General features: G+C 69.2%; 24 protein-coding genes. 13 read left to right on the top strand and 11 right to left on the bottom strand.

Annotated features, from left to right (window positions below):
* Positions 1 to 213 precede the first annotated feature (213 nt).
* The 4 genes from PSR88_RS20385 (at position 214) to PSR88_RS20370 (ending at position 4,485) form a co-directional block, all read left to right on the top strand.
* Positions 214 to 924, top strand: a complete 711-nt coding sequence (locus PSR88_RS20385) for a TMEM165/GDT1 family protein (RefSeq protein WP_016884395.1) — start codon at positions 214 to 216, stop codon at positions 922 to 924.
* Positions 925 to 1,006: 82 nt separating this feature from the next.
* Positions 1,007 to 2,683: an FAD-dependent oxidoreductase gene (locus PSR88_RS20380; protein ID WP_009477080.1), complete on the top strand. Its 1,677-nt coding sequence runs from the start codon at positions 1,007 to 1,009 to the stop codon at positions 2,681 to 2,683.
* 13 nt (positions 2,684 to 2,696) lie between these two features.
* A complete protein-coding gene (locus PSR88_RS20375; RefSeq protein ID WP_011596526.1) occupies positions 2,697 to 4,145 on the top strand; it encodes an ATP-binding protein in 1,449 nt (482 codons plus the stop codon).
* Positions 4,138 to 4,485: a UBP-type zinc finger domain-containing protein gene (locus tag PSR88_RS20370; RefSeq protein ID WP_011596525.1), complete on the top strand. Its 348-nt coding sequence runs from the start codon at positions 4,138 to 4,140 to the stop codon at positions 4,483 to 4,485. The genes PSR88_RS20375 and PSR88_RS20370 overlap by 8 nt, the downstream gene beginning before the upstream one ends.
* Before the next feature lie 65 nt (positions 4,486 to 4,550).
* On the opposite strand, the gene PSR88_RS20365 is transcribed toward PSR88_RS20370, so the two are convergent.
* The gene (locus tag PSR88_RS20365; RefSeq protein WP_011596524.1) at positions 4,551 to 4,898 is read right to left on the bottom strand and encodes a hypothetical protein; all 348 of its coding nucleotides are present in this window, start codon (positions 4,896 to 4,898) and stop codon (positions 4,551 to 4,553) included.
* Positions 4,899 to 5,067: 169 nt separating this feature from the next.
* Here PSR88_RS20365 and PSR88_RS20360 point away from each other — a divergent pair, with 169 nt between their 5' ends.
* Positions 5,068 to 5,835, top strand: coding sequence for an SDR family NAD(P)-dependent oxidoreductase (locus tag PSR88_RS20360; protein WP_011596523.1), 768 nt, complete (start codon positions 5,068 to 5,070; stop codon positions 5,833 to 5,835).
* Positions 5,836 to 5,923: 88 nt separating this feature from the next.
* On the top strand, positions 5,924 to 6,553 hold the full coding sequence (locus tag PSR88_RS20355; RefSeq protein ID WP_011596522.1) for a class I SAM-dependent methyltransferase: 630 nt from the start codon (positions 5,924 to 5,926) through the stop codon (positions 6,551 to 6,553).
* A gap of 24 nt (positions 6,554 to 6,577) precedes the next feature.
* Here PSR88_RS20355 and PSR88_RS20350 read toward each other — a convergent pair whose 3' ends face one another.
* Complete coding sequence (locus PSR88_RS20350) at positions 6,578 to 7,252, bottom strand: YoaK family protein (RefSeq protein ID WP_009760490.1); 675 nt, start codon at positions 7,250 to 7,252, stop codon at positions 6,578 to 6,580.
* 36 nt (positions 7,253 to 7,288) lie between these two features.
* Entirely contained in the window at positions 7,289 to 8,845 is a 1,557-nt protein-coding gene (locus tag PSR88_RS20345) for a TM0106 family RecB-like putative nuclease (protein ID WP_342338379.1), read from the bottom strand.
* Between the two features lie 162 nt (positions 8,846 to 9,007).
* On the opposite strand from PSR88_RS20345, the gene PSR88_RS20340 reads away from it, so the two are divergent.
* Genes PSR88_RS20340 through PSR88_RS20320 form a run of 5 tightly spaced genes read left to right on the top strand, consistent with a single transcriptional unit; the run spans position 9,008 to position 12,381 of the window.
* Complete coding sequence (locus PSR88_RS20340) at positions 9,008 to 9,661, top strand: DUF6474 family protein (protein ID WP_011596520.1); 654 nt, start codon at positions 9,008 to 9,010, stop codon at positions 9,659 to 9,661.
* Positions 9,662 to 9,679: 18 nt separating this feature from the next.
* On the top strand, positions 9,680 to 10,198 hold the full coding sequence (locus PSR88_RS20335) for a hypothetical protein (RefSeq protein WP_342338378.1): 519 nt from the start codon (positions 9,680 to 9,682) through the stop codon (positions 10,196 to 10,198).
* 40 nt (positions 10,199 to 10,238) lie between these two features.
* Entirely contained in the window at positions 10,239 to 10,907 is a 669-nt protein-coding gene (locus PSR88_RS20330; protein ID WP_011596518.1) for a YcnI family protein, read from the top strand.
* Entirely contained in the window at positions 10,904 to 11,437 is a 534-nt protein-coding gene (locus tag PSR88_RS20325) for a copper resistance CopC family protein (RefSeq protein ID WP_342338377.1), read from the top strand. The genes PSR88_RS20330 and PSR88_RS20325 overlap by 4 nt, the downstream gene beginning before the upstream one ends.
* 5 nt (positions 11,438 to 11,442) lie before the next feature.
* Positions 11,443 to 12,381, top strand: a complete 939-nt coding sequence (locus PSR88_RS20320; RefSeq protein WP_342338376.1) for a CopD family protein — start codon at positions 11,443 to 11,445, stop codon at positions 12,379 to 12,381.
* 113 nt (positions 12,382 to 12,494) lie between these two features.
* Here the strand turns inward: PSR88_RS20320 and PSR88_RS20315 are convergent, their stop codons facing one another.
* The 3 genes from PSR88_RS20315 to PSR88_RS20305 all read right to left on the bottom strand — a co-directional run bounded on the left by PSR88_RS20315 (position 12,495) and on the right by PSR88_RS20305 (position 15,860).
* Complete coding sequence (locus PSR88_RS20315; RefSeq protein ID WP_342338179.1) at positions 12,495 to 14,099, bottom strand: transposase; 1,605 nt, start codon at positions 14,097 to 14,099, stop codon at positions 12,495 to 12,497.
* 128 nt (positions 14,100 to 14,227) lie between these two features.
* Positions 14,228 to 15,157 (bottom strand): NADP-dependent oxidoreductase, encoded by a 930-nt coding sequence (locus PSR88_RS20310; protein WP_016884393.1) that lies wholly within the window; start codon positions 15,155 to 15,157, stop codon positions 14,228 to 14,230.
* Positions 15,158 to 15,209: 52 nt separating this feature from the next.
* Positions 15,210 to 15,860: a UdgX family uracil-DNA binding protein gene (locus PSR88_RS20305; RefSeq protein ID WP_016884392.1), complete on the bottom strand. Its 651-nt coding sequence runs from the start codon at positions 15,858 to 15,860 to the stop codon at positions 15,210 to 15,212.
* Between the two features lie 105 nt (positions 15,861 to 15,965).
* Between PSR88_RS20305 and PSR88_RS20300 the strand changes: the two genes are divergently transcribed.
* Both PSR88_RS20300 and PSR88_RS20295 read left to right on the top strand, forming a co-directional pair.
* The gene (locus PSR88_RS20300; protein WP_009477076.1) at positions 15,966 to 16,331 is read left to right on the top strand and encodes a RidA family protein; all 366 of its coding nucleotides are present in this window, start codon (positions 15,966 to 15,968) and stop codon (positions 16,329 to 16,331) included.
* A 108-nt stretch (positions 16,332 to 16,439) separates the two neighbouring features.
* A complete protein-coding gene (locus PSR88_RS20295; protein WP_016884391.1) occupies positions 16,440 to 17,000 on the top strand; it encodes a MarR family winged helix-turn-helix transcriptional regulator in 561 nt (186 codons plus the stop codon).
* Between the two features lie 9 nt (positions 17,001 to 17,009).
* Here the strand turns inward: PSR88_RS20295 and PSR88_RS20290 are convergent, their stop codons facing one another.
* The 5 genes from PSR88_RS20290 to PSR88_RS20270 form a co-directional block, all read right to left on the bottom strand.
* Positions 17,010 to 17,699, bottom strand: a complete 690-nt coding sequence (locus PSR88_RS20290; protein ID WP_011596511.1) for a TetR/AcrR family transcriptional regulator — start codon at positions 17,697 to 17,699, stop codon at positions 17,010 to 17,012.
* A 20-nt stretch (positions 17,700 to 17,719) separates the two neighbouring features.
* Positions 17,720 to 18,751 (bottom strand): aromatic ring-hydroxylating oxygenase subunit alpha, encoded by a 1,032-nt coding sequence (locus tag PSR88_RS20285; protein WP_029539683.1) that lies wholly within the window; start codon positions 18,749 to 18,751, stop codon positions 17,720 to 17,722.
* A gap of 1 nt (position 18,752) precedes the next feature.
* Entirely contained in the window at positions 18,753 to 18,965 is a 213-nt protein-coding gene (locus PSR88_RS20280) for a recombinase-like helix-turn-helix domain-containing protein (protein ID WP_005248918.1), read from the bottom strand.
* A gap of 12 nt (positions 18,966 to 18,977) precedes the next feature.
* On the bottom strand, positions 18,978 to 19,937 hold the full coding sequence (locus PSR88_RS20275) for a PDR/VanB family oxidoreductase (RefSeq protein ID WP_011596509.1): 960 nt from the start codon (positions 19,935 to 19,937) through the stop codon (positions 18,978 to 18,980).
* Between the two features lie 110 nt (positions 19,938 to 20,047).
* Positions 20,048 to 20,782, bottom strand: a complete 735-nt coding sequence (locus PSR88_RS20270; RefSeq protein ID WP_016884390.1) for an MBL fold metallo-hydrolase — start codon at positions 20,780 to 20,782, stop codon at positions 20,048 to 20,050.
* Between the last annotated feature and the right edge of the window lie 9 nt (positions 20,783 to 20,791).

Raw genomic sequence — 20,791 nt, 5'->3', positions numbered from 1 at the left:
AGTCACGCTAACGTTACGGACATCGAAGGGGAGTAGCCCCCAATCGCCTGTGTCGACATACTGGCTCGTTGCTTCACCGCACCGGACCCGGCCTGGCGAACCGTCGCCGGATCACCCGGCGCCGGTGGGCGAGACCTTCGGCCGGACAGACGTACCCGCGTCTGCCAGGCCGGAGGAATCCACCCGTCATCCTCCGACCGACACAGGAGGAGGATGCCCGTGCTGACCGCAGCACTACTGAGCTTCGGCGTGATCTTCGTCGCCGAACTGGGAGACAAATCCCAGCTGATGGCGATGACGTTCGCCCTGCGCTACCGCTGGTGGGTCGTGATAGCCGGCATCACCGTCGCGACCACCGTGGTCCACCTGGTGTCCGTCGCCGTCGGCCACTACCTCGGTGTCGCGCTCCCGACCGCGGCGATCAGCATCGTCGGCGGTGCGGCCTTCCTGATCTTCGGTGCGTGGACGCTGCGCGGCGACGACCTCAGCGAGGACGAGCAGCTCAAGGCCGGACGGGCCACCCGCTCCGCATTCCTGGCAGTCACGTCCGCCTTCTTCCTCGCCGAACTCGGCGACAAGACCATGCTCGCCACCATCACGCTCGCCACCGACCACGACACGATCGGCGTGTGGATCGGCTCGACCGTCGGCATGGTCGCGGCCGACGCCCTCGCCATCGTCGTCGGCGCCGTGCTGGGTAAGCATCTGCCCGAGAGTGTCATCCGCATCGGTGCGGCCGTTCTGTTCTTCGCGTTCGGCATCTGGTTACTGCTCGAGGGCCTGCTCCCCGGCAACGTGGCCGGCCCGATCGCCGGCGCCGCCGTCGTCGTTCTGGCGCTGGCCGGTGCGGCCGGTCGCGCAGTGTGGTCGCGGCGCCGCCGCGGTGCCGCGGCAGAGCCCGAACAGATGCAGCACCAGGACTGAACCCGGTCGACAAAGACGCGCCCTCGGGCAATACTCGGAAGTCTTGGAGTACCTCGCAGTTCTCACGGACGAGAGGGCGTGTGTGAACCATCCCGTAGCGAGCGGCAAGCCTGCGATTCTCACCGTCGACGACGATCCCGGGGTCTCGCGCGCGGTCGCCCGCGATCTGCGGCGCCGATACGGCGAGAAGTACCGGATCATCCGCGCCGAATCCGGCGAGTCCGCACTCGACGCGATGAAGCAGATGAAGCTGCGCGGGGATCCCGTCGCGGCGATCCTCGCGGACTACCGGATGCCGTCGATGAGCGGGATCGAGTTCCTCGAGAAGGCCATGGACCTGTATCCGGTCGCGCGGCGCGTGCTGCTCACGGCCTACGCCGACACGGACGCGGCCATCGAGGCGATCAACGTCATCGACCTCGACCACTACCTCCTCAAACCGTGGGACCCGCCCGAGGAGAAGCTGTACCCGGTGGTCGACGCGCTGCTCGAGGCGTGGGCGTCGTCGGATCACCACCCCGCCGAGGAGACGAAGGTCGTGGGACATCGCTGGGCGCCGCGGTCTTCGGAAGTGCGCGAGTTCCTGGCCCGCAACCAACTGTCGTACCGCTGGTACATGTCGGACGAGCCGGAAGGCGGTCGGCTGCTCACCGCCGCAGGCGAGGACGGCCGGCGCCTGCCCGTGGTGATCTGCTCCGACGGCGAATGCCTGGTGGAGCCGTCGGACACCGAACTGGGCCGGCATCTCGGTCTCCGGACCGACCCGTCGGAGAACTTCTACGACCTCGTCGTCGTCGGCGGCGGACCGGCCGGTCTGGGCGCCGCCGTCTACGGCGCCTCGGAGGGTCTGCGCACCGCCCTGATCGAACGGACCGCGACCGGCGGCCAGGCGGGTCAGAGCTCACGCATCGAGAACTACCTCGGTTTCCCCGACGGGGTGTCCGGCGCGCAGCTCGCCGAACGGGCCCGCAGGCAGGCCACCCGATTCGGGGCCGAACTGATCACCACCCGCGACGTCGTGGCGCTCGAGGTCAACGGATCGGCGCGGACCGTCCGGTTCGCGGACGGCGACACCATCGACGCACACACGGTGATCCTGGCGACCGGCGTCTCCTACCGGCGTCATCCCGCGCCCGGAGTCGACGACCTCACCGGTCGCGGCGTCTACTACGGCTCCGCCGTCACCGAGGCCGCCCGCTGCACCGACCAGGACGTCTACATCGTCGGCGGGGCCAACTCCGCCGGACAGGCGGCGGTCTACCTGTCGCGGGGCGCCCGGTCCGTCACCATCGTCGTCCGGGCGCAGTCGCTCGAGGATTCGATGTCGTACTACCTCGTCCAGCAGATCGAACGGAACCCGCGCATCCGCGTCCGGCCCTGCACCGAGGTGATCGGCGTCGAGGGCGAGGGTCACCTCGAGAAGGTCCGGCTGCGCAACAACGCCACCGGCGACGAGGAGACCGTCGACGCCGGGTTCCTGTTCCTGTTCATCGGCGCCATCCCGCGGACCGAGTGGCTCGAGGGTGTCGTCGCGCGGGACGAGAACGGGTTCGTCGTGTCCGGACCCGACCTCGTCGTCGACGGGAAACCGCCGAGCGGCTGGCCCCTCGACCGTCTCCCCCATCACCTCGAGACGAGCGTCCCGGGGATCTTCGCGGCGGGTGACGTGCGCTCCGAATCGGCGAAGCGGGTGGCGTCGGCGGTCGGGGAAGGCGCCATGGCCGTGATGCTCGTCCACCGCTACATCGGCCAACCGTGACCAGGGGCAGACCATGAGCCAACTCCCGTGCAATCCCCCCGAGCTGAGGACGTTGTTCCTCTTCGAGAAGCTCACCGACCACCAGCTCGAGCAGCTGTGCGAGAAAGGGCACGTCGAACTGATCGAACCCGGCCCCGTGTTCGCGGAAGGTGAGGTTGCGACGTGCTTCTACGTGCTGATCGAAGGCGAGCTCGTGCTGAGCAAGCTGTCGGGCGGCGAGGAGATCGAGTTCAGCCGGACGTCCCAGCGCGGCGTGTACTCCGGGGCCTGGCAGTCGTATCTCGGTGACCGAGCACCCCAGACGTACACCGCGTCGATGCGCGTCACCGCCCCGTCGAGGTTCTTCGTCCTCGACGCCGACCGCTTCGGGCAGCTGATGCGCGAATGGTTCCCGATGGCCGTACACCTGCTGGAGGGGCTGTTCTTCGGCAGCCAGAACGCGAAGCAGGTCGTCGATCAGCGGGAACGCCTCCTCGCGCTGGGGTCGCTGTCGGCGGGGCTCACCCACGAGCTCAACAACCCGGCGGCCGCCGCGGTCCGGGCGACGGCGTCGCTGCGCGACCGGGTGTCGCACATGCGGCAGAAACTGAGCGTGATCGCCTCGGGCGTGTACGACCGGCAGGCGCTGGCCACGTTGATCCGGTTGCAGGAGGAGACAGCCGAACTGGTCGCGAAGGCGCCGACGCTGACCCCGCTCGAAGCGTCCGACCGCGAGGACGAACTCGGCGACTGGTTCGACGACCACGGCGTCTCCGGTGGCTGGGACCTGGCGCCCACGTTCGTGCAGGCGGGTCTCGACGTGCCGTGGCTCGAGCGGATCGTCGCCAGCGTCGACGACGAATCGATGGTCGAGAGCGCGATCCGCTGGCTCAACTACACCATCGAGACCGAACTGCTGATGAACGAGATCGCCGACTCGACCGCCCGGGTGTCCACCCTGGTGAACGCCGCGAAGCAGTACTCGCAGATGGACCGCGCCCCCTACCAGCGCGTCGATCTGCGGGAACTGCTCGACAGCTCGCTGGTGATGCTCGGCCGCAAGATCGGCGACTCCGTCACGGTGGTGAAAGAGTACGACCCGACGCTGCCGCAGATCCCGGCGTACGCCGCGGAACTCAACCAGGTGTGGACGAACCTCATCGACAACGCCGTCGCCGCCATGGACGGCCACGGCACCCTCACCGTCCGCACCCGCCGCGACGGCGACATGGCCCTCATCGAGATCGGCGACACCGGACCGGGTGTGCCCGAAGAGATCCGGTCGCGCATCTTCGAACCGTTCTTCACGACGAAACCCGTGGGTGAGGGAACCGGACTCGGCCTCGACATCTCGTGGCGGATCGTCGTGAAGAAGCATCGCGGCGACCTGCGTGTGGAGTCCGAACCGGGCGACACCCGGTTCCAGGTCCGCATCCCGATCGAACCCGAAGTCGCAGCAGCAGAAGGAGCCTCAGATGGGTGAGCTGGAGGGAATCGACCCGAGCGTGCCGCCGAGCGGAGAGGGGTGCGCCGAGTGCGACCGCGACGGCGGGTGGTGGGTGCACCTGCGCCGGTGCGCGCAGTGCGGCCACATCGGTTGCTGCGACACCTCCCCGGAGCAGCACGCCACCAAGCACGCCGCCGACACCGGGCACCCCGTCGTGCGGAGCTTCGAACCGGGCGAGAACTGGTTCTGGAACTACGCCACCGAGATTGCCTTCGAAGGACCCGACCTTGCCCCGCCGCAACATCATCCGATCGACCAGACCGTTCCCGGTCCCGGTCCACGGGTTCCAGCGGACTGGCAGGCGCACATTCACTGACGCGAGTGCGCAGAACTGCAGTCCCACACTCGATATTTCCCTGCAGAATTGCGCACTGAACGTGGTCAGAGTTGCTCGAGGCGGTGTGCCGTCGCCGCGTCCTGCTCGTCGTACCGGGCCAGCGCCGCTTCGAACGTCGCCTTCAGGTCCAGCGCGTAACGCTCGTGCGCCGCGAACGTCCCGACCGCCGAGTTCTCGACGGCGACGCCCGGGCCGCCGATCGCCGTCGCCCGGAACCGGGCCGCCAGGTCCGCCGCCGACCGCAGATGGGTTTCGCCGAGACCGAAGCTCTCGGGCGCGAGTTCGCGGTGCGCTCGCTCTCGCAGGTCCTGCATGTCGGCCGCCAACACCTCGCACGCGGCGATGCACCGCACCAACGCGTCGCGATCCACTTCGAGCCGGTCCTCGGTCATCCGTCCCCCTACGGTCCTGCGCGTCCCCTGATCCGCGCGAGAAGACAAACTACCCGCTCCCGTCGCCCGTGACGTTTCCCTCGCCTCTGCCGTCACACCGAGCGGGCGTTATGGTGCAGGTCACCAGGGTCGGCCAACGGAGGTCGCCGGGAAAGTAAGGATGCGAACTGTGGAAATTCAGGGAACCGCCGCACTGGTCACCGGAGCGGCCTCCGGCCTCGGCGCCGCCACCGCCAAGCGTCTCGCCGACGCCGGAGCCACCGTGTTCGGACTCGACCTGCAGCAGTCCATCGAGCGCGCCGGCGACAAGGTCCCCGACGGCGTGACCCTCCTCGCCACCGACGTCACCAGCGGCGACGAGGTCCAGGCCGCGATCGAGAAGATCGTCGAATCGGGTCTGCCGCTGCGCATCGTCGTCAACTGTGCCGGCGTCGGCTGGGCCGGGCGCATCCTGTCGAAGAAGGGCCCGCACGACCTCGAACTGTTCCGCACCGTCATCACGGTCAACCTGCTCGGCACGTTCAACGTCATGCGCCTCGCCGCCGACGCCATCGCCAAGACCGACACCGTCGACGAGTCCGGGCAGCGCGGCGTCATCATCAACACCGCATCCGTCGCCGCGTTCGAAGGCCAGATCGGGCAGATCGCCTACTCCGCGTCCAAGGGTGGCGTGCACGGCATGACCGTCCCCGCCGCCCGCGACCTCGCGCAGTTCGGCATCCGGGTCAACACCATCGCCCCCGGCATCATCGACACCCCGATGCTCGCTGGTGTCACCGACGAATACCGCAAGGGCCTCGAGGCCGGCGTCCCGTTCCCCTCGCGCCTCGGTCAGCCCGCCGAATACGCACAGCTCGCCCAGATGATCGTCGAACACGACTACCTCAACGGTGAGACCATTCGAATGGACGGCGCTCTGCGCATGGCGCCGCGGTAGGCGGCTCCGCCACCCGTGCGTGGTTAACGAGTCTCTGGACTCTTCAACCGCGCACGGGGCGCGAAGCGCCCTTCGCTGGGAGGTGGGCATGGGGTTCTACTCGGACCGGATCGTTCCGCGGCTCGTCGACATCAGTTGCGGGATGAAGTTCACGGAGCCGACGCGACGACGCGTCTGCGCCGGTCTGCACGGGCGTGTGGTGGAGATCGGATTCGGGTCGGGTCTCAACGTCCCGTTCTACCCGGCCGCCGTCGATTCGGTGAGCGCCGTCGAACCGGCCGACCTCGGCTGGAAGCTGGCGGGCAAGCGTCTGGCGGCGTCGACGACACCGGTCGAGCGGTCCGGCCTGGACGGCCAGTCACTCTCCTTCCCGGACAACAGTTTCGACACGGCGCTGTCGACGTGGACGATGTGCACCATCCCGGACGTCGATTCCGCACTCCGGGAGGTCCGGCGCGTCCTCAAACCGGGCGGCACACTGCATTTCGTCGAGCACGGCCTTGCCCCGGACGCCAACGTGCAGCGGTGGCAGCGCCGGCTCGAACCGCTCCAGAAGACCGTCGCCGGTGGATGCCACCTCACCCGCGACATTCCCACCCTGGTGACGAACGCCGGATTCGACGTCCGGGACCTCGACCGGTTCTACGAGACATCCGCGCCGAAGATCGTCGGCGCCTATTCCCTCGGAGTTGCGGCTTCGCCACCCGTGCGCGGTTGAGGAGTCCAGGGACTCGTCGACCGCTCACAGGCGGCGGCGCCGCCTGTCGTCGATGTAGAACAGCACGAGGGCTCCGCACAGGAGGGCGGCGGGGATCCAGGCGGCGGATCCACCGAAGTAGCGGGTGGCGAACGCTCCGACGACGGCCCCACCGGCGAAGCTGGTGACGATGGCGGCGTACACCCGGGTGTGCTGACGCGATTCGGGGACCTTCTCGATGAATCCGGCGTACGCCGACTCGGTGAAGCGCATGAGGTTGCCGGTGGTGGCGACGGCGATGTACGACAGCGACCCGATGGTGCGGAACAGGCCGAACTGCATGGCGGCGACGAACGCGATGGGAACGGTGACCAGCGCGTTGGGGACGTTGGGGGGAACGAACGCGACCGCGACGAGGACGACGATCTGCGCGACCATGGCGATCCGGATCGGGTGGTCGAAGACGCTGTGGGCGAGTTCGCTCTTGAGCAGGTGCGCGAACGCGACACCGACGATGAACGCGAGGATCGGCCACAGGTGTGCCCGGGCAGCGTGGAAGTGCCGCTCCGACAGGTCGATGGCCATGAGGATGACGTTGCCGGTCTGGGCGTTCGCGAAGACGCCGCCGCGGCTGATGTAGGTGTAGGCGTCGAGGAAGCCGCCTGCGGCAGTGAGGAGCAGAGCGAACCGCAGCGTCGTGGATGTCTTCGGCACCTCCACCTGACCACCCCTACCGAATCGGGCCTGCCTTGCAGCCTAGAGGTCGGACGCGAGCGGGATCTCCTTCTCGGCCCGATCCGACATCCATTCGCGCAGCACTTTCGTGGCGATGACGTCATCCTCGTTGTATTGCAGCAGTCGTTCGCGCTGGGTGAGGTCGGGTTCGCCGTCGTAGCCGACGGCTTCGCGGTACCAGCTCATCGACGCTTCGCCGCTGGCGTCGGCGTCGCGCCACCGGAATCCGGCGACGGGGGCGATCTTCTTGAGACCCTTACCGCCCGGGCAGATGAACTGGTCGCTGACGGCCTGGTAGATGTCGACCCATTGTGGGCTGTCGATGAATTCGCGGATGTCGGCTTCGGTAGGGATTCCGGGTGCCCCGGCGAACCGGCGGGCGGAGTCCAGCAACCACTTGTCCTCCGCGGACCGCGAATAGCAGTACGCGGCGAAGGTTCTGCCGCTCAGCGCCGCCGCTTCCCGCTCGGCCATCAGCCACGTCCAGAATTCCGCGAACGACCGTGCCTCGTCCTGCGTCGGCACCGGATCCCAGCTGACGAACGGCCGGTACGCCGACACCCCGTCCACATTGAGCAGCGTGCCCCACAGGTAGGCGCCGTGTTCCTGGTAGCTCTCCATGTCGACGTCCACCTCGACGTCCGCGCGGGTCACCCGGATCTCCGGGAACCGTCGCACCAGCGGTGCTCCCGCGAGCCACGCCTTCGCGGTGACGACGGCGTCCTCGAACGCGCCGTGCGGCCAGTCCTCGAGCGGTTCGCGGTCCCACGCCGCGAGGTCGTCGATGGTGTGGCAGCCCGCGTCGCGCAGCATGTCGGCGCGGGAACCGGTGGCCACCAGGCTCACGTCGTGTGTCTGGGTCAGCTGCTCCTCGCATCCGGGCCACCACGGGCAGGAACGGCATTCGCCGATCCTCGACGGCACGGTCGCCGATTCCCCGCGGGCGACGGCGAGCCGGTCGGCGAAGCGTTCGTCGTAGTCGTCGAGGATTGTGGTGAGGTCGTGCACGAAGATGACGTCGGAGCCGTAGCCGATCGCGCCGGCCACCAGGGCCGGACTCGCGAACCCGTGCCGCTCGAGCATCCGGTACACCTGCGCGACGCGCATCTGGTCGCGGACCTGGCTGCGCGGCTTCCGCGTCGCGTCCTCCCGCGGTCGCCACTCGAACATGTCCGACGTCAGCGCGCCGCGGCCGGGATCGGTGACCTTGTGATTGACGACGATCACGGGGATGTACCCACCGTGGTCCTCGTCACGGATGAGGATCTCGCAGCGCGCCCGCCTGCCGGCGTCCCGGTCGAGTGGGAGCACCGCTCCCCAGATGCGGTCCGCGCCTGCCTCGCACGCGGCCAGGGTGTCCTCGGCCCGCAGGCGCAGGCTCTGCTCGGTGTCGATCTGCACCCACCGTTCCGGTGCGTGGCCGGTGAGGATCCGGCGGACGTCTTCACGCTTGGCGGCGGCGGAATCCTGACGCTGGCGGACGCCCGGGTCCTCGGGCGCGGCCGCGAGTTGTTCGGGGAACGCCGCATCGAGGTGCACCCGGTGGCGGCACCGCGTCAGTGCGCTGGCATCGATCACCGTCCCCGACGCCTTTCCGGGAGAGGCGTCGGGTTCTGATTGCTGACCGATATGGGAACACACGATGACGAAGATTATGTGCTCCCCTAGGCTGATCCCGAAGCACCGGATGCAGTTGGTAGCGTGGGCTGCGCTGAAACACCAGGAAAAGGGGTCTTTTCGATGGGGTTGTTCAAGAAACGTAAGTCCCGAGCCACCCGCAAGGCGGAAGCCAAGGCACTCAGGCACAAGGCCGGAGTGGAGGCGAAGCTGAGCGCGAGGAACGAACGGAAACGCGACAAGCAGTCCGCCAAGGCCGGCCGCAAGCTCGAGGCTGCCGAGCTGAAGTCGCTGAAGAAGGTCGAGAAGGCTCAGATCGCTGCGTTGAAGGCCGAGGAGAAGGCCGCGGCCCAGAAGGGTTTCACGGTCGCCGCCGTCCGCAAGTACCTCGGTGTCGCACGCCTGCTGACGCCGGTGCTGCTGCCGATCGCCTACCGGGCCGCCACGGTCGTGCGCGGGCAGATCGATGCCCGCCGCGCCGACCGGATGGGCGTCGACATCGACCAGCTCGCCAACTTCACCGGGCACGGCGCCAAGCTCAGCGCCCGCATCGCCGGTGCCGAAAGCTCCACCACGGAGATCCTCGGGCAGAAGCCGGACGACGCGGAGACGCAGAAGTTCGCCGCCGCCATCCGTGACCGCCTCGGTGATCTCAGCACCGCCGTCCGCGCGGCCGAGCAGATGCCGCAGGCCCGCCGCAAGGCCGCTCATCACGCCATCTCGTCCGAACTCGACGGAGTCGAAGCCGATCTCCTCGCCCGCCTCGGCGTGCGCTGAACGACCCGACCCACCGCAATGTCCCCTGCCCGCCCCGCCGCGACTGCCACCCTTCGGGGTTCGGCGGTCGGCGCGCTCGTGGCCGCTCTCGCGGTCGCCGCGCACGGCGTCGGTGGGGGCGGCCTACCCGAATCCGCCGCGCTGACCCTGCTGCTCGTCACGTGCAGCGGTGTCGGTGCGGTCACCGCGCAACTGCCCGCCCGCTTCCACGGACCGCTCGCGCTCGCGGGTGTCCTCGGTGTCGGCCAGGTGGCCGGGCACTTCGCGCTCACGCTCACCTCGCACGTGCACTCGGTGGTCCCGGCCGTGCCGATGCTCGCCGCGCACGCGGCCGCCACCGCGATCTGCGCGCTGCTGATCGCGAACGCCGAGCGTCTGTACGGCCCCCTCGTCCACGTGTGGCGGGTGGTGCTCCGCGGTGCACCGCAGCCCGTCTCGGCCGCGACCACGGCACACGTCCCCGCGCGTCCCGCGAACCCCGTGGTCGCCCTGCTGCGCGCGAGCATTTCGCGTCGCGGTCCCCCGGTCCCGGTCTGACTCTCACCTCCTCTCCGTTCAGACCCTCAAAGGACCTTCGATGAATTCCCTCGTTTCCCGTGCCCTTTTCACGGCCGGTGCCACCGGTGGCGCCATGCTGCTCGCGGCCGGTGTCGCCGCCGCCCACGTGACCGTCGTCGCCCCCGGCGCCGAGCAGGGCGGCTACTCCGTCCTGACGTTCCGCGTTCCCACCGAATCCGAGACGGCGTCCACCACCAAGCTGACCGTCACGCTCCCCGACCTGAAGTCGGCCCGCACCACACCGCTGCCGGGGTGGACGTCCGTCGTCGAAAAGGACCCGACGTCCAAGCTCGCGAAGTCCGTGACGTGGACCGCCGACCCCGGTGTCGGTGTCGCGCCCGGCCAGTTCCAGCAGTTCGAACTGTCCGCCGGACCGCTGCCGGACCAGGACGAGGTGTCGTTCCCGGCCGCCCAGACATACAGCGACGGCGAGGTCGTCAACTGGGATCAGGCGGTCGGCGCCGACGGGGCGGAGCCCGACAAGCCGGCACCCACGCTCACGCTGGCCGCGGCGAGCGGTGAAGACCACAGCCACGACGCAGGCGGCGCCACGACGTCCGAGGAGACCGAGACGACGGCGTCCGGCACCGACGACACCGCCCGCTGGCTGGGCGGCATCGGCCTGGTCCTCGGCGCGCTCGGTGCGGCCCTCGGTCTCGGTGCCATGGTCCGGAGCCGTCGCTCATGAGAAGACGCACCACCTTCACGTCGGTGAAGGTGATCGCGGTCGGGCTGCTGACCATGCTCGCGAGCATGCTCGGGGCCGGCACCGCGGTCGCCCATTCCGTCGTGATCAGTTCGACCCCCGAGAACGGCGCGCAGATCGCGGCCGGCCCGGAACGGGTGAGCGTCACGTTCAACGAGGCGCTGCAGGAGTCGTTCGCGTCCCTCACCGTGGTGGGCCCCGACGGCAACCTGTGGACCAAGGGTGACCCGGCCGTCGAGGGCCCCACGGTCAGTGCCGAACTCGGCGAGCTGGGGCCGGCCGGTGTGTACACCGTCGCGTTCCGCGTCACGTCCGCCGACGGGCATCCGGTGAGCGGAACCCGCACGTTCACCCTCACCGAGGAGGGGTCGGGCACCCCCGGCGCCGCAGCGGACAGCTCGGGTGAAACCGGCAGCAGAGGAGTTCCGTTGTGGCCGTTCATCGTTGCCGGTGTGGTCGTGTTCGGCGGCGGGCTGTGGTTCGCGCTCCGCAAGCCTCGCGGCGAGAACTGAGCCCGGTGGGTACGGCGCGACAGTCCTGGCTGCTGTTCGCCGTACCCACATCGCTCGTCGGGGTCGCGTGCGGTTGGGCGTTGGCGCAACCGGAAGTCCCCTCACCGTCGAGCGCCGTCCGGGCGCTGTGCCTGGTGCTCGGTTCGGCGATGCTCGGACTCGCCGCGCTGGGCTGGTGGAGTCGCGCGGACAACCGTCCCCTCGTGCGGGACGAACGGCTGTGGCGGTTGTCGACCGCCGTCGCAGGCGCGTGGATGCTCGCCGAGGCGGTGCTGCTGTCGATGACGGCGGCCGAGGCCGACGCCCTGGGATTGTCCGAGCTGTCGGTCGGACGGTTCGGCGCGTATGTGACCGAGATCAGCGCGGGACGCGTCGACCTCGCCGTTCTCATGTGCACGGCGGCGGCCACCGCGTGGTCGGCGGTCGCGTTCCGCCGCAGCGACGCCCGGCTCCCCGTCCCGGTGCTGGTGCTCGCGGCGCTCGCCCTGGTGGCCCGCCCGATCACCGGCCACATGTCGCAGCAGGTTCTCGGCTCGGTCCTCGACGTCGTCCATGCCCTGGCCGCCGCCGTGTGGTTCGGGCTCCTCGCCGCCCTCGGTCTGATGCTCCGGTCGCGCGGGGACTGGTCGTCGTGGCTGCCGCGGTATTCCGTCGTCGCGTGGCGGTGCGTGTGGTTGCTGACCGCGACCGGGATCATCGACGCCGCGGTCCGGCTGGGCGGGGTGACGCCGCTGTTCGACACCGGCTACGGCCGCATCGTCCTCGCCAAGGCGGTGGCGTTGGCGGCGCTCCTCGGGCTCGGCTGGTGGTGGCGGCGAACGTGGGTCGGGCAGGCGGCCGCGCACCGGATCAGCGCCGAAGGGTCCCTGCGGCGGGCGATCGTGGAGGTGGTGGTGATGGCCGTTCCATTCGGTCTCGCCGCCGCCCTTGCCACCACCGCCTGACCCGTGAGTACTTGTTAACGTCCGGGGGGCTGTTGCGGAATTGAGTGAGGGCGGTCCGGGTGCGGGTGTCTCGTGCCGCGGTGGGTGCCGGTGCGGGGGTGGCCCCCGCCGGGTCAGGGGGTGGCCGGGAGCGGGGTGCCTCCGGTCAGGTGGGTGAGGATCTTGCCGAGGTTGTGCACGGTGGCGTGGAACGCCCATTCGCTGCGGGCGCGGTCGAGGCCGCGGCTGGTGAAGCGCCGGAATCCGAGGTTGTGTTTGGCGTGCCCGAACACGGTTTCGGCGATGGGTGAGCGTTTGCGGTAGGTGGCGATACCGGCCTCGGTGCGCAGCCGGTGGGTCATGGCCTGGATCGGATCCGCTTGCGGCGGTGGCGGTCCGGTGACCGGATCAGCGGTGGCGGCGGCCTCGAGGTGACGGGATTTGCCGGTGGCGATCAACCGGTCCGGGCCCGGCGCGGTGAGGTTCTCGCGGGAGCAGTAGCCGGCGTCGAAGAGCATCACCCCGATCAGCTCCTCCGGGCTCGTGCCGGTCGGTTCCTTCCCACGTCGGGTGGCGTCGATCAGGTGCGCGGCCGCCCCGGCCTTGTCGACCATCTCGGGGAAATAGTCGTAGTCCGCCGGGCCGGTCCCGACCCCGGTGGCCAGGATCAACCCGTCCTCGCTGGTGAAGGCCTGGCAGTTGTAGCCCTGCACCCAGCCGCCGCCGCGCAGCGGCTGCAACCGCGAGTCGGGGTCGGTGGTGTTGCGGCGCCGCTGCCCGGCGGCGGCGGCGCGCTCACCCTGTTTGCGGAGGGCGGTGTCGAGTTCGGTGCGCCGGCGCCGGACCAGGTGGTGCTCGTCGACCGGCTTCGGTGCGAACCGGGTGCCCCCGCCCCCGGCCGCGGTGCCACCCTGGAACCGCTCGATCACCGCCTGCTGGGCGGCGACCGCCTCGGCCAGACGCCGCTCGGCGGCGGCGACCTCGGCCCCGACCGGCACCCGGCCCATCACCGTCTGGCCCGCGTCGAGCCGGGCCAGATAGTCCTGTGCTTTCCCCTCCCGCTCGCACTGTTCGGCGTCCTTCTCCGCGTCGAGCTGGGCCAATGCCTCGGCGATCCGGGCCGAGCGGGTGCTGGGATCGGCCAACTCCGCCGGCACCTGTCCCGGGCCCGAATCGTCCTCGCCGTAGAGGTCGTCCTCGGCGTCATCGGTGGCGGCGTGCGCGGCCACCGCGGCGGCGGCGATCCGCGCGGCCTCGGCCTCGGCTGCCCGGCGCAGCCCGTCCTCGGTGCGGTTGGCGTCCTTCGATGCGTTCGAGGCGATCTTCACCCCGTCCAACGCGATCGTCTCGAGTCGGCCCAGACCCAACCGTGCGGCCAGGATCAGGACCTGCGTGAACAGGGCCTCGCAGGCGGTGTGGTTGTCCTTGCGGAACCGTGAGATCGTCACGTGATCGGGGGTGTCGCCGGCGCAGATCACCCGGTAGGACACCACCTCCGAGCAGGCCCGCTCGATCTGCCGCGACGACCGCACCCCCCGCGACCACGCCCAGATCAGCAGGGTCACCAGCATGTCCGGGTCGTACCCGGCGCGCCCGGCACCCCCGGTGCGGCGAGAGTCGTGAAAGGCGCTGGTGTCGAGATGGGTGTCGACGATCTCGATCACCGTCCACACCGGATGCGTGGGCGGCACCCACTCCCGCATGTCCGGCGGCAACAAAAACTGCTGATCACGATTCACCGGTCGATACCCCTTGGCCACCAACACATTATCCAAGAAACATCAGGTCGGGGCGCCGCGGCACGCGGACACCCCGACCCGGAAATTTGAAACAGCCCCCCGGCGGTTGATAAGTACTCACGGGCGCGTCAGCGCAAGAGGATCTTTCCGCGGCTTCCACCCTTCTCGCCGGCGCGCTGCGCGTCGGCAGCTTCGGTCAGCGGGAACGTGCGCGCGGGCGGGAGGGCCAGTTTCCCGTCCGCGGCGAGGGCGCCCAGCCGGCGCAGTGTCTCCGCGTTCCGGTCGCCGGCGTTGCCGGACGAAAACGTGATTCCCAGTCCGAACGCGGCACCGTCCGACAGCGTCACGATCCGGTCGGTGCCCCCGCGCAGGTCCATCGCCGCCTCGAGCCCGCCGAAGCCGACGTCGAGGACGGCGTCGACACCGTTCGGGGCCAGTTCGCGGACCCGGTCCGCCAGCCCCTCGCCGTACGTCGTGGGGGTCACGCCGAGCTCCCGCAGCGCGTCGTGGTGTTTCTCGCTCGCGGTGCCGATGACGGTGACACCCGAGTCCAGCGCCAGTTGCGCCGCAAGGGTTCCCACCGCCCCCGACGCGCCGTTCACCAGCAACGTCTCACCGGACTTCAGCTTCAGGAGCCGCAGTCCACGAGTGGCGGCCTCGCCTGCGACGGGGATGGTGGCGGCGTCCGTCCAGCTCAACCCGTGCGGCTTCGGCACGACGATCGAGGCGAGCGCGTATTCGGCGTAGCCGCCGGTGTCGGACCAGCCGAACACCTCGTCACCGACCACCACGCCGGTCGCGTCCGGACCGATCGCGTCGACCACGCCGGCGACTTCGCTGCCCGGGATCTTCGGGAACTGCACCGACATCACCTCGGCCATCGATCCCGACCGCAGCTTCCAGTCGATGGGGTTCACGCCGGCGGCCCGGATGACGAGGCGCACCTGGTTGCCGGTGGGTTCGGGCACGGGCACGTCGTGGGTCTCGAGCACTTCAGGACCGCCGTAGGACGAGCAGGAGACTGCCTTCATGGTCTGCTTCGGGTTGGAATTCGTCATGCCAACAATCTCGTCCTCGGCGGTCCGTCGCGCCAGCGATTCGGCTGGTTGATCACAGGGCTGCGGCGGCCTTCTTCAGATCGGCGACGAGGGCGTCGAACGCGTCGTCCCGATCGTCCGACGGTCCGCGGAGCACGGCGGACGGGTGGATCGTCGCGAAGACGTCCGGATCCACGTCGACGTCGACTTCGCCGTCGAGGTGCAGCAGCTCCCCGCGGTGTTCGGTGAGGCGGAACGACGGGCCGAGCAACGCCTGCGCGGCGGTGGCCCCGAGGCAGACGAGGACGTCGGGTTGGACCGCCGCCAGTTCGGCGATCAGCCACGGCCGGCACGCGACGATCTCGGTGCGGTTCGGCTTCTTGTGGATTCGACGCGTGCCGCGTTCGGCGGGGACGAACTTGAAGTGTTTGACCGCGTTGGTGACGTACGTGAGGTCCCGGTCGATGCCCGCCGCGTCGAGCGCCTTGTTCAGGAGTTTTCCCGCCGGACCGACGAACGGTTCACCGGCGCGGTCTTCCTGATCGCCGGGTTGTTCGCCGACGAGCATCATGCGCGCGGATCGCCTGCCCGCGCCGAAGACGGTCTGCTCGGCGTCGCGGTACAGATCGCAGCCGTGGCACCCGTCCGCCGCGTGGGACAGCGCCTCGAGGTCGACGGTGTCCGGCACGAACGGTGCGGCCGAGGGTTTCGTGGCTCGGGACATGGGCGTCGAGTACCCGTCGGGCGGAGCTTCATTCGCGCAACCCTGTCAATTAGTTTAGCGCTAAGATATAATCACCGCAGAAGCCCACCCAGAAAGCGAGCCTCCATGTCCCTCACCGAAGTCACCGCCCACCACCCCTACAGCCCGGCCGTGGTCGCGGGCGGACTCGCGTTCGTCTCCGGCGCACTCTCCGTCGATGCCGAGGGCACCGCCGTCCCGGGCCGCACCGAGGCACTCGACGCCGCCGTCGACCGGATGGTCGATCGCCTCGCCACCGTCGGCGGGCAGCTGAAGGACGTCGTGAAGCTCACCTACTACGTCACCGACCTGTCGCTGCGCGAGGAGGCGAACCGCCAATTCGAGCGCATCTTCGACGAGCCGCGTCCCGCGCGCACCTTCCTGGAGGTCAGCAGCCTCCCCTACGGCGCCATCGCCGAGATCGACGCCGTCGCGGCGGTCGAGGGACGCTGACAGCGCTCCCGTCCGGCAGCGCCGCGAGTCCCCGTTCCGAGGAATCGACGGGGACCCGCGGCGCGTCGCCGTCACCTATGCTTCGTTCGATATCTTGGTACTAAACAGATGAAACCCTCGAGGATCCAGGAGGTGCGCCCGGTGACGCAACGCCCCGTTCCAGATCGCGATGCCGTCGACGACATCGTCGACCAGTGGGCCCACCAGTGGCCCGACCTGGATGTGAGTCCGCTGAAAGTGCTGGGCCGCCTACACCGTTCGTATCTGCGCTACCAGACGTCCCTCGCCGCCGTGTTCGAGGAGCACGGCATCAACATGGCGTCGTTCGACGTTCTGGCCGCCCTCCGACGCTCGGGTCCGCCGTACCGGATGACATCCGGACAGCTGGCGGAATCCGCCCTCGTCACCACGGGCGGAGTCACGCTGCGCGTCGACCGCCTGGAGAAGGCGGGACTGGTGCAGCGCGAGCGTGACGCCGAGGACCGCCGCATCGTGCACGCGCAACTTACCGACGAGGGCCTGCGGGTGATCGAGAAGGTCGCGGAGGCCCACTTCGCCAACGAGTCGCAGATCCTCAGCGGGATGTCGAAGGACGATCAGGCGGCGCTGGCCGAATTGCTCCGCAAGCTCGAGCACTCGATCGTCGAGAACCAGGCCCCCACCGCCTGAGCGGTGGACTCAGCTGGCCGCGCGGGCGGTCAGGTCGGCAACCTCACCGAATCCGATGAACCGTTCGGACGCCGCCGTCATCTCCACGATGAAGCGTCGCTGCTCGTCCTGCGACGCACCGATCAGGCGCGCCGCACCCGTCCACTGCGCCTCGGACAGTTTGCGGGCGAGCTGGGCGGGTTCGGCGCACGGCGTCGCTATCCCGGCCTCGTTGAGCCGTTCGATGAACCGGATGTACCGGCCGAGGATCCGGTTGTGGGCCGCCTCGAGCTGTTCCCCGATCACCGGGTCGACGGCGGCGCGATCCTCGATCATCGTGAACAGGCGGCCACTGCTGTAGACGGTCTCGATGAACGCCGCGGTGGCCGCCCGCAGGACGCTGCGCGGGTCCGCGTCCGGCGGGACCGGGATGCGCTGAGCCTCGACGAACATGTCGAACACCGCGGCGGCGACGGCACGGAACGCGTCGTCCCGGGACGCGAACCGGGCGGAGAATTCGGCCTGCGACACTCCGGCGGCAGCGGCGATGACCGCCTCGGTGGTGCGCTCGTATCCCAGCTCGGCGAAGCACCGTCCCGCCGCCTCGACCAACGCGAGCCGACCTCGATCGTCACCGTTCGTAAGCACCGCTCGCGCCTCCTCGTACCCCGGCCGGCGCCCGACGTGTCGGCCGTCACACATTCTTAGTTGACATTTCATTCACGTCAACCCGGGCGACCCTACGCCTCCTGGAGTGCCTTCGCCTGGGCTTCGGCCTGCGCCCGGTAGAGCCGGCGGAGCCGGATGACGCCGAGGTCGTGCTGGTACAGGTTCTCCGCCTGGTCCGCGTCGAATGCCATCGCCTCGAGCATGGTGCGGTCCTGCTCGAGCACCGCCCAGTGCCGCTCCTCCAGCTTGGTGCGGTACAGGAACCGCCAGACGTCGCGTTCCCAGCCCTCGACGCGGCGGTACCGCCAGAAGAACACCGCGGTGGTCTCGGCGTCGATCGGCGTTCCCATGCCGACGATGCCGAACGAGCCACCCGGGCCCGCGGTCGGCGGGTACGGGATCTCGAGGTCCACCCAGTCGATCCCGGTCCGGCAGAATTCGACCCAGTCGAAGTTCACACCCCGCTGATCGGTTTTCTCGAAGAAGAACCCGCGATCGGTTTCGCGGATCCGGAACTTCGCGGACGTCTCGCCGCCGAACATCGAATGCGATTCGCGGTGCAGGAACGCTCCGTGCATCGGGTCGAGGAGGTTCTCCAGCGTGAACCGCCACGGCGCCTTCCACTCCGCGTAGCAGAGGAAGTGCGAGATGCCGTCGTCGGTGAGGCGCTCGGGCAGTTCCAGGGGCGCGGGCTCGGCGTCGGGGTCGGTGCCGAACCAGGCGAGCACGGCGCCGGCCACTTCCCGCACGGGGAGGCTGGTCACCAGCCGTTTGCCCTCGAGGTTGCAGCCGGGCATTCCGGGGACGGAGACGACGGTGCCGCCGCCGTCGACCTGCACGCCGTGGTACTGGCAGGCGACGCGATCACCGAGGTGCTGACCCTGCGACAGCGGGGCGCCGCGGTGCGGGCAGCGGTCGGCGAGCATGCGGAGGGTGCCGTCGGACTGACGGAACAGCAGCCAGTCCTCGCCGAGGCGCCGCACCTTCTTCATGTCGCCGCGCGCGACGAAGTCGGACGGGCACACCGCGTGCCACTGGTCGCGCATCCCGGTCGCGAAGATCTCGTCGCCGGTCAGTGCCGCCTTGTGCAGTCGGTTCACCATGTCAGGCCCCCATCCGTCGGATCTCGTCGGTGAAAGTGTCGGTCGTCCAGGCGTCGCCGCCGGGACTGTGGATGCCGAGGGCGTTCAAACCCTTCACCAGGCCTTCGAGGTGGTGCACACCGGTGCCGAAGACCTCTTCGATCGCACCGGCCAGCTTCCGCTCGTACGGGGTGGGTGCCGTGCCGGACTGGCGTGGTTGCAGATACAGGCTCATGGTTCTTCCCTTCTAGAGATCCAGCACGAGCTCGTCGGAGCGGGCGCGGGAAACGCAGATCATGATGGTGGTGCCGGACTCCTGCTCGGAGCTGGAGAGCAGGGAGTCGCGGTGGTCGGGGGTGCCGGCGAGCACGCGGGTTTCGCACGTCCCGCAGATGCCTTCGCGGCAGGAGTTGGGGACGTCGACGCCGGATTCCTCGAGGGTGTCGAGGATGGTCCGGTCGGGGGCGACGGTGGCCGAGATGCCGGATCGTTCGCAGATCACGCGGACGGGACGGTCGCCGGCGAGGGTGTCGGCGGGGATCTCCTTCGCCTTGAACCGCTCGAGCCGGATCGCGCCGTCCGGCCAGGAATCCGTGTACCCCTCGACTGCGCCGAGCAGACCCTCGGGGCCGCAGGCATAGACGAGCGTCTCCACTCGGGCGGTGCCGAGGATGCCGGCGAGGTCGAGGACGCCGTCGGTCTCCTCGGTGACGACGTGCACGCGGTCGCCGTACGCGGACAGTTCGTCGAGGAACGCCATCGACGCGCGGGCACGGCCGCCGTAGTGCAGTTCCCATTCGGCGCCCATGCGTTCGGCTTCACCGATCATCGCGAGGATCGGCGTGATGCCGATGCCGCCGGCGACGAACACGTAGCGCGGCGAGGGCAGGAGTTCGAAGTTGTTGCGGGGCGCGCTCACCGACAGGCTGTCGCCGGGCCGCAGCGTCTCGTGGACGTGCCGGGAGCCACCTCGGCCGGTCACCTCGTGGAGGATCGCGACGCGGTACCCGGTCTTGTCGTCGGGGTCTCCACAGAGGGAGTACTGACGGATGGTCCCGCGGTTCAGGTGCAGGTCCAGGTGGGCGCCCGGCGTCCACCGGTCGACCGCGCCGCCGTCCTGTCGTTCGAGGCGAAGCGACACCACGCCCGAGGACTCGACCCGCATCTGACGCACCATCATGGAGACGGTGTCTGCGTCTGTTGTCATCGCTCACTCCCAGGCTCAACCGAAGGCATAGTTCCTTAGTGCTCAATAATTTAGCACTAAGATGTATCGTGCGCCACAGTTGAGGGGAAATTCGTCGAGTACAGGCCGAGCTACTCCGCTTCGCGGTACCGCACTGTCTCGGCCGCGAGCCGCTCCTCGTACGCCTGTGCGAGGTCGTGCAGACTCTGCACGCAGTCACCGGTGAACACCGGCGCGTGCATCGGCGCCAGCAGCAGGGGTTCCAGGTCGGCGAGTCCCCGGATCGTGGGCCCGAGGGCCGGCGTCAGGCACGTCGCGTTCCCCATGTCCTCGGCCGCAATCGCCGGGCCGACGATCTCCTCCTCCGTGGCGGGCGGGTGATGACCGAACGCGGTGAACAGGTCGCCGCAGAACAGTGTCTGCGTGGTCTCCTCGAAAACCAGCCCGGCATCCCACCCGTGCGGAACATGCGGAGTGTCGAGGTGACGGACCCGTCTGGTGCCAGTCTCCATCACGTCGCCGTACTGCAGGGGACGCGGCCTCCGATCGGCGAGGTCGTTGACCTGCACGAAGCAACCCATCGCCCCGTGCGCGACCTCGGCATTCGGCGCGGCCGCCAGCCACGAGTTCATCGCGCCGCACTCGTCGGCCTCCACGTGCCCGAACGTGATCCACCGCAGCCTGTCGAGAGGAATCAGCCGCCCGACCGCCTCGGACACGGACGGGAAGAGCGCACGCTGACCGGTGTGGAACAGCAACGGTTCCTCACCGTCGACGAGAAACTGGTTCATGATCAGGTTGGGCTCGTCCAGATACGTGGACAACCGGTAGATGTCGGGAGCGATCTCGGTAATCGTGGTGTCCATCCCTGGCTC

Source organism: Rhodococcus sp. DK176 (assembly GCF_038447315.2).
GTDB lineage: Bacteria > Actinomycetota > Actinomycetes > Mycobacteriales > Mycobacteriaceae > Rhodococcus_F > Rhodococcus_F jostii_A.
The sequence above is the reverse complement of the archived record's forward strand: the minus strand, read 5'-3'. Positions and strand labels throughout refer to the sequence as shown.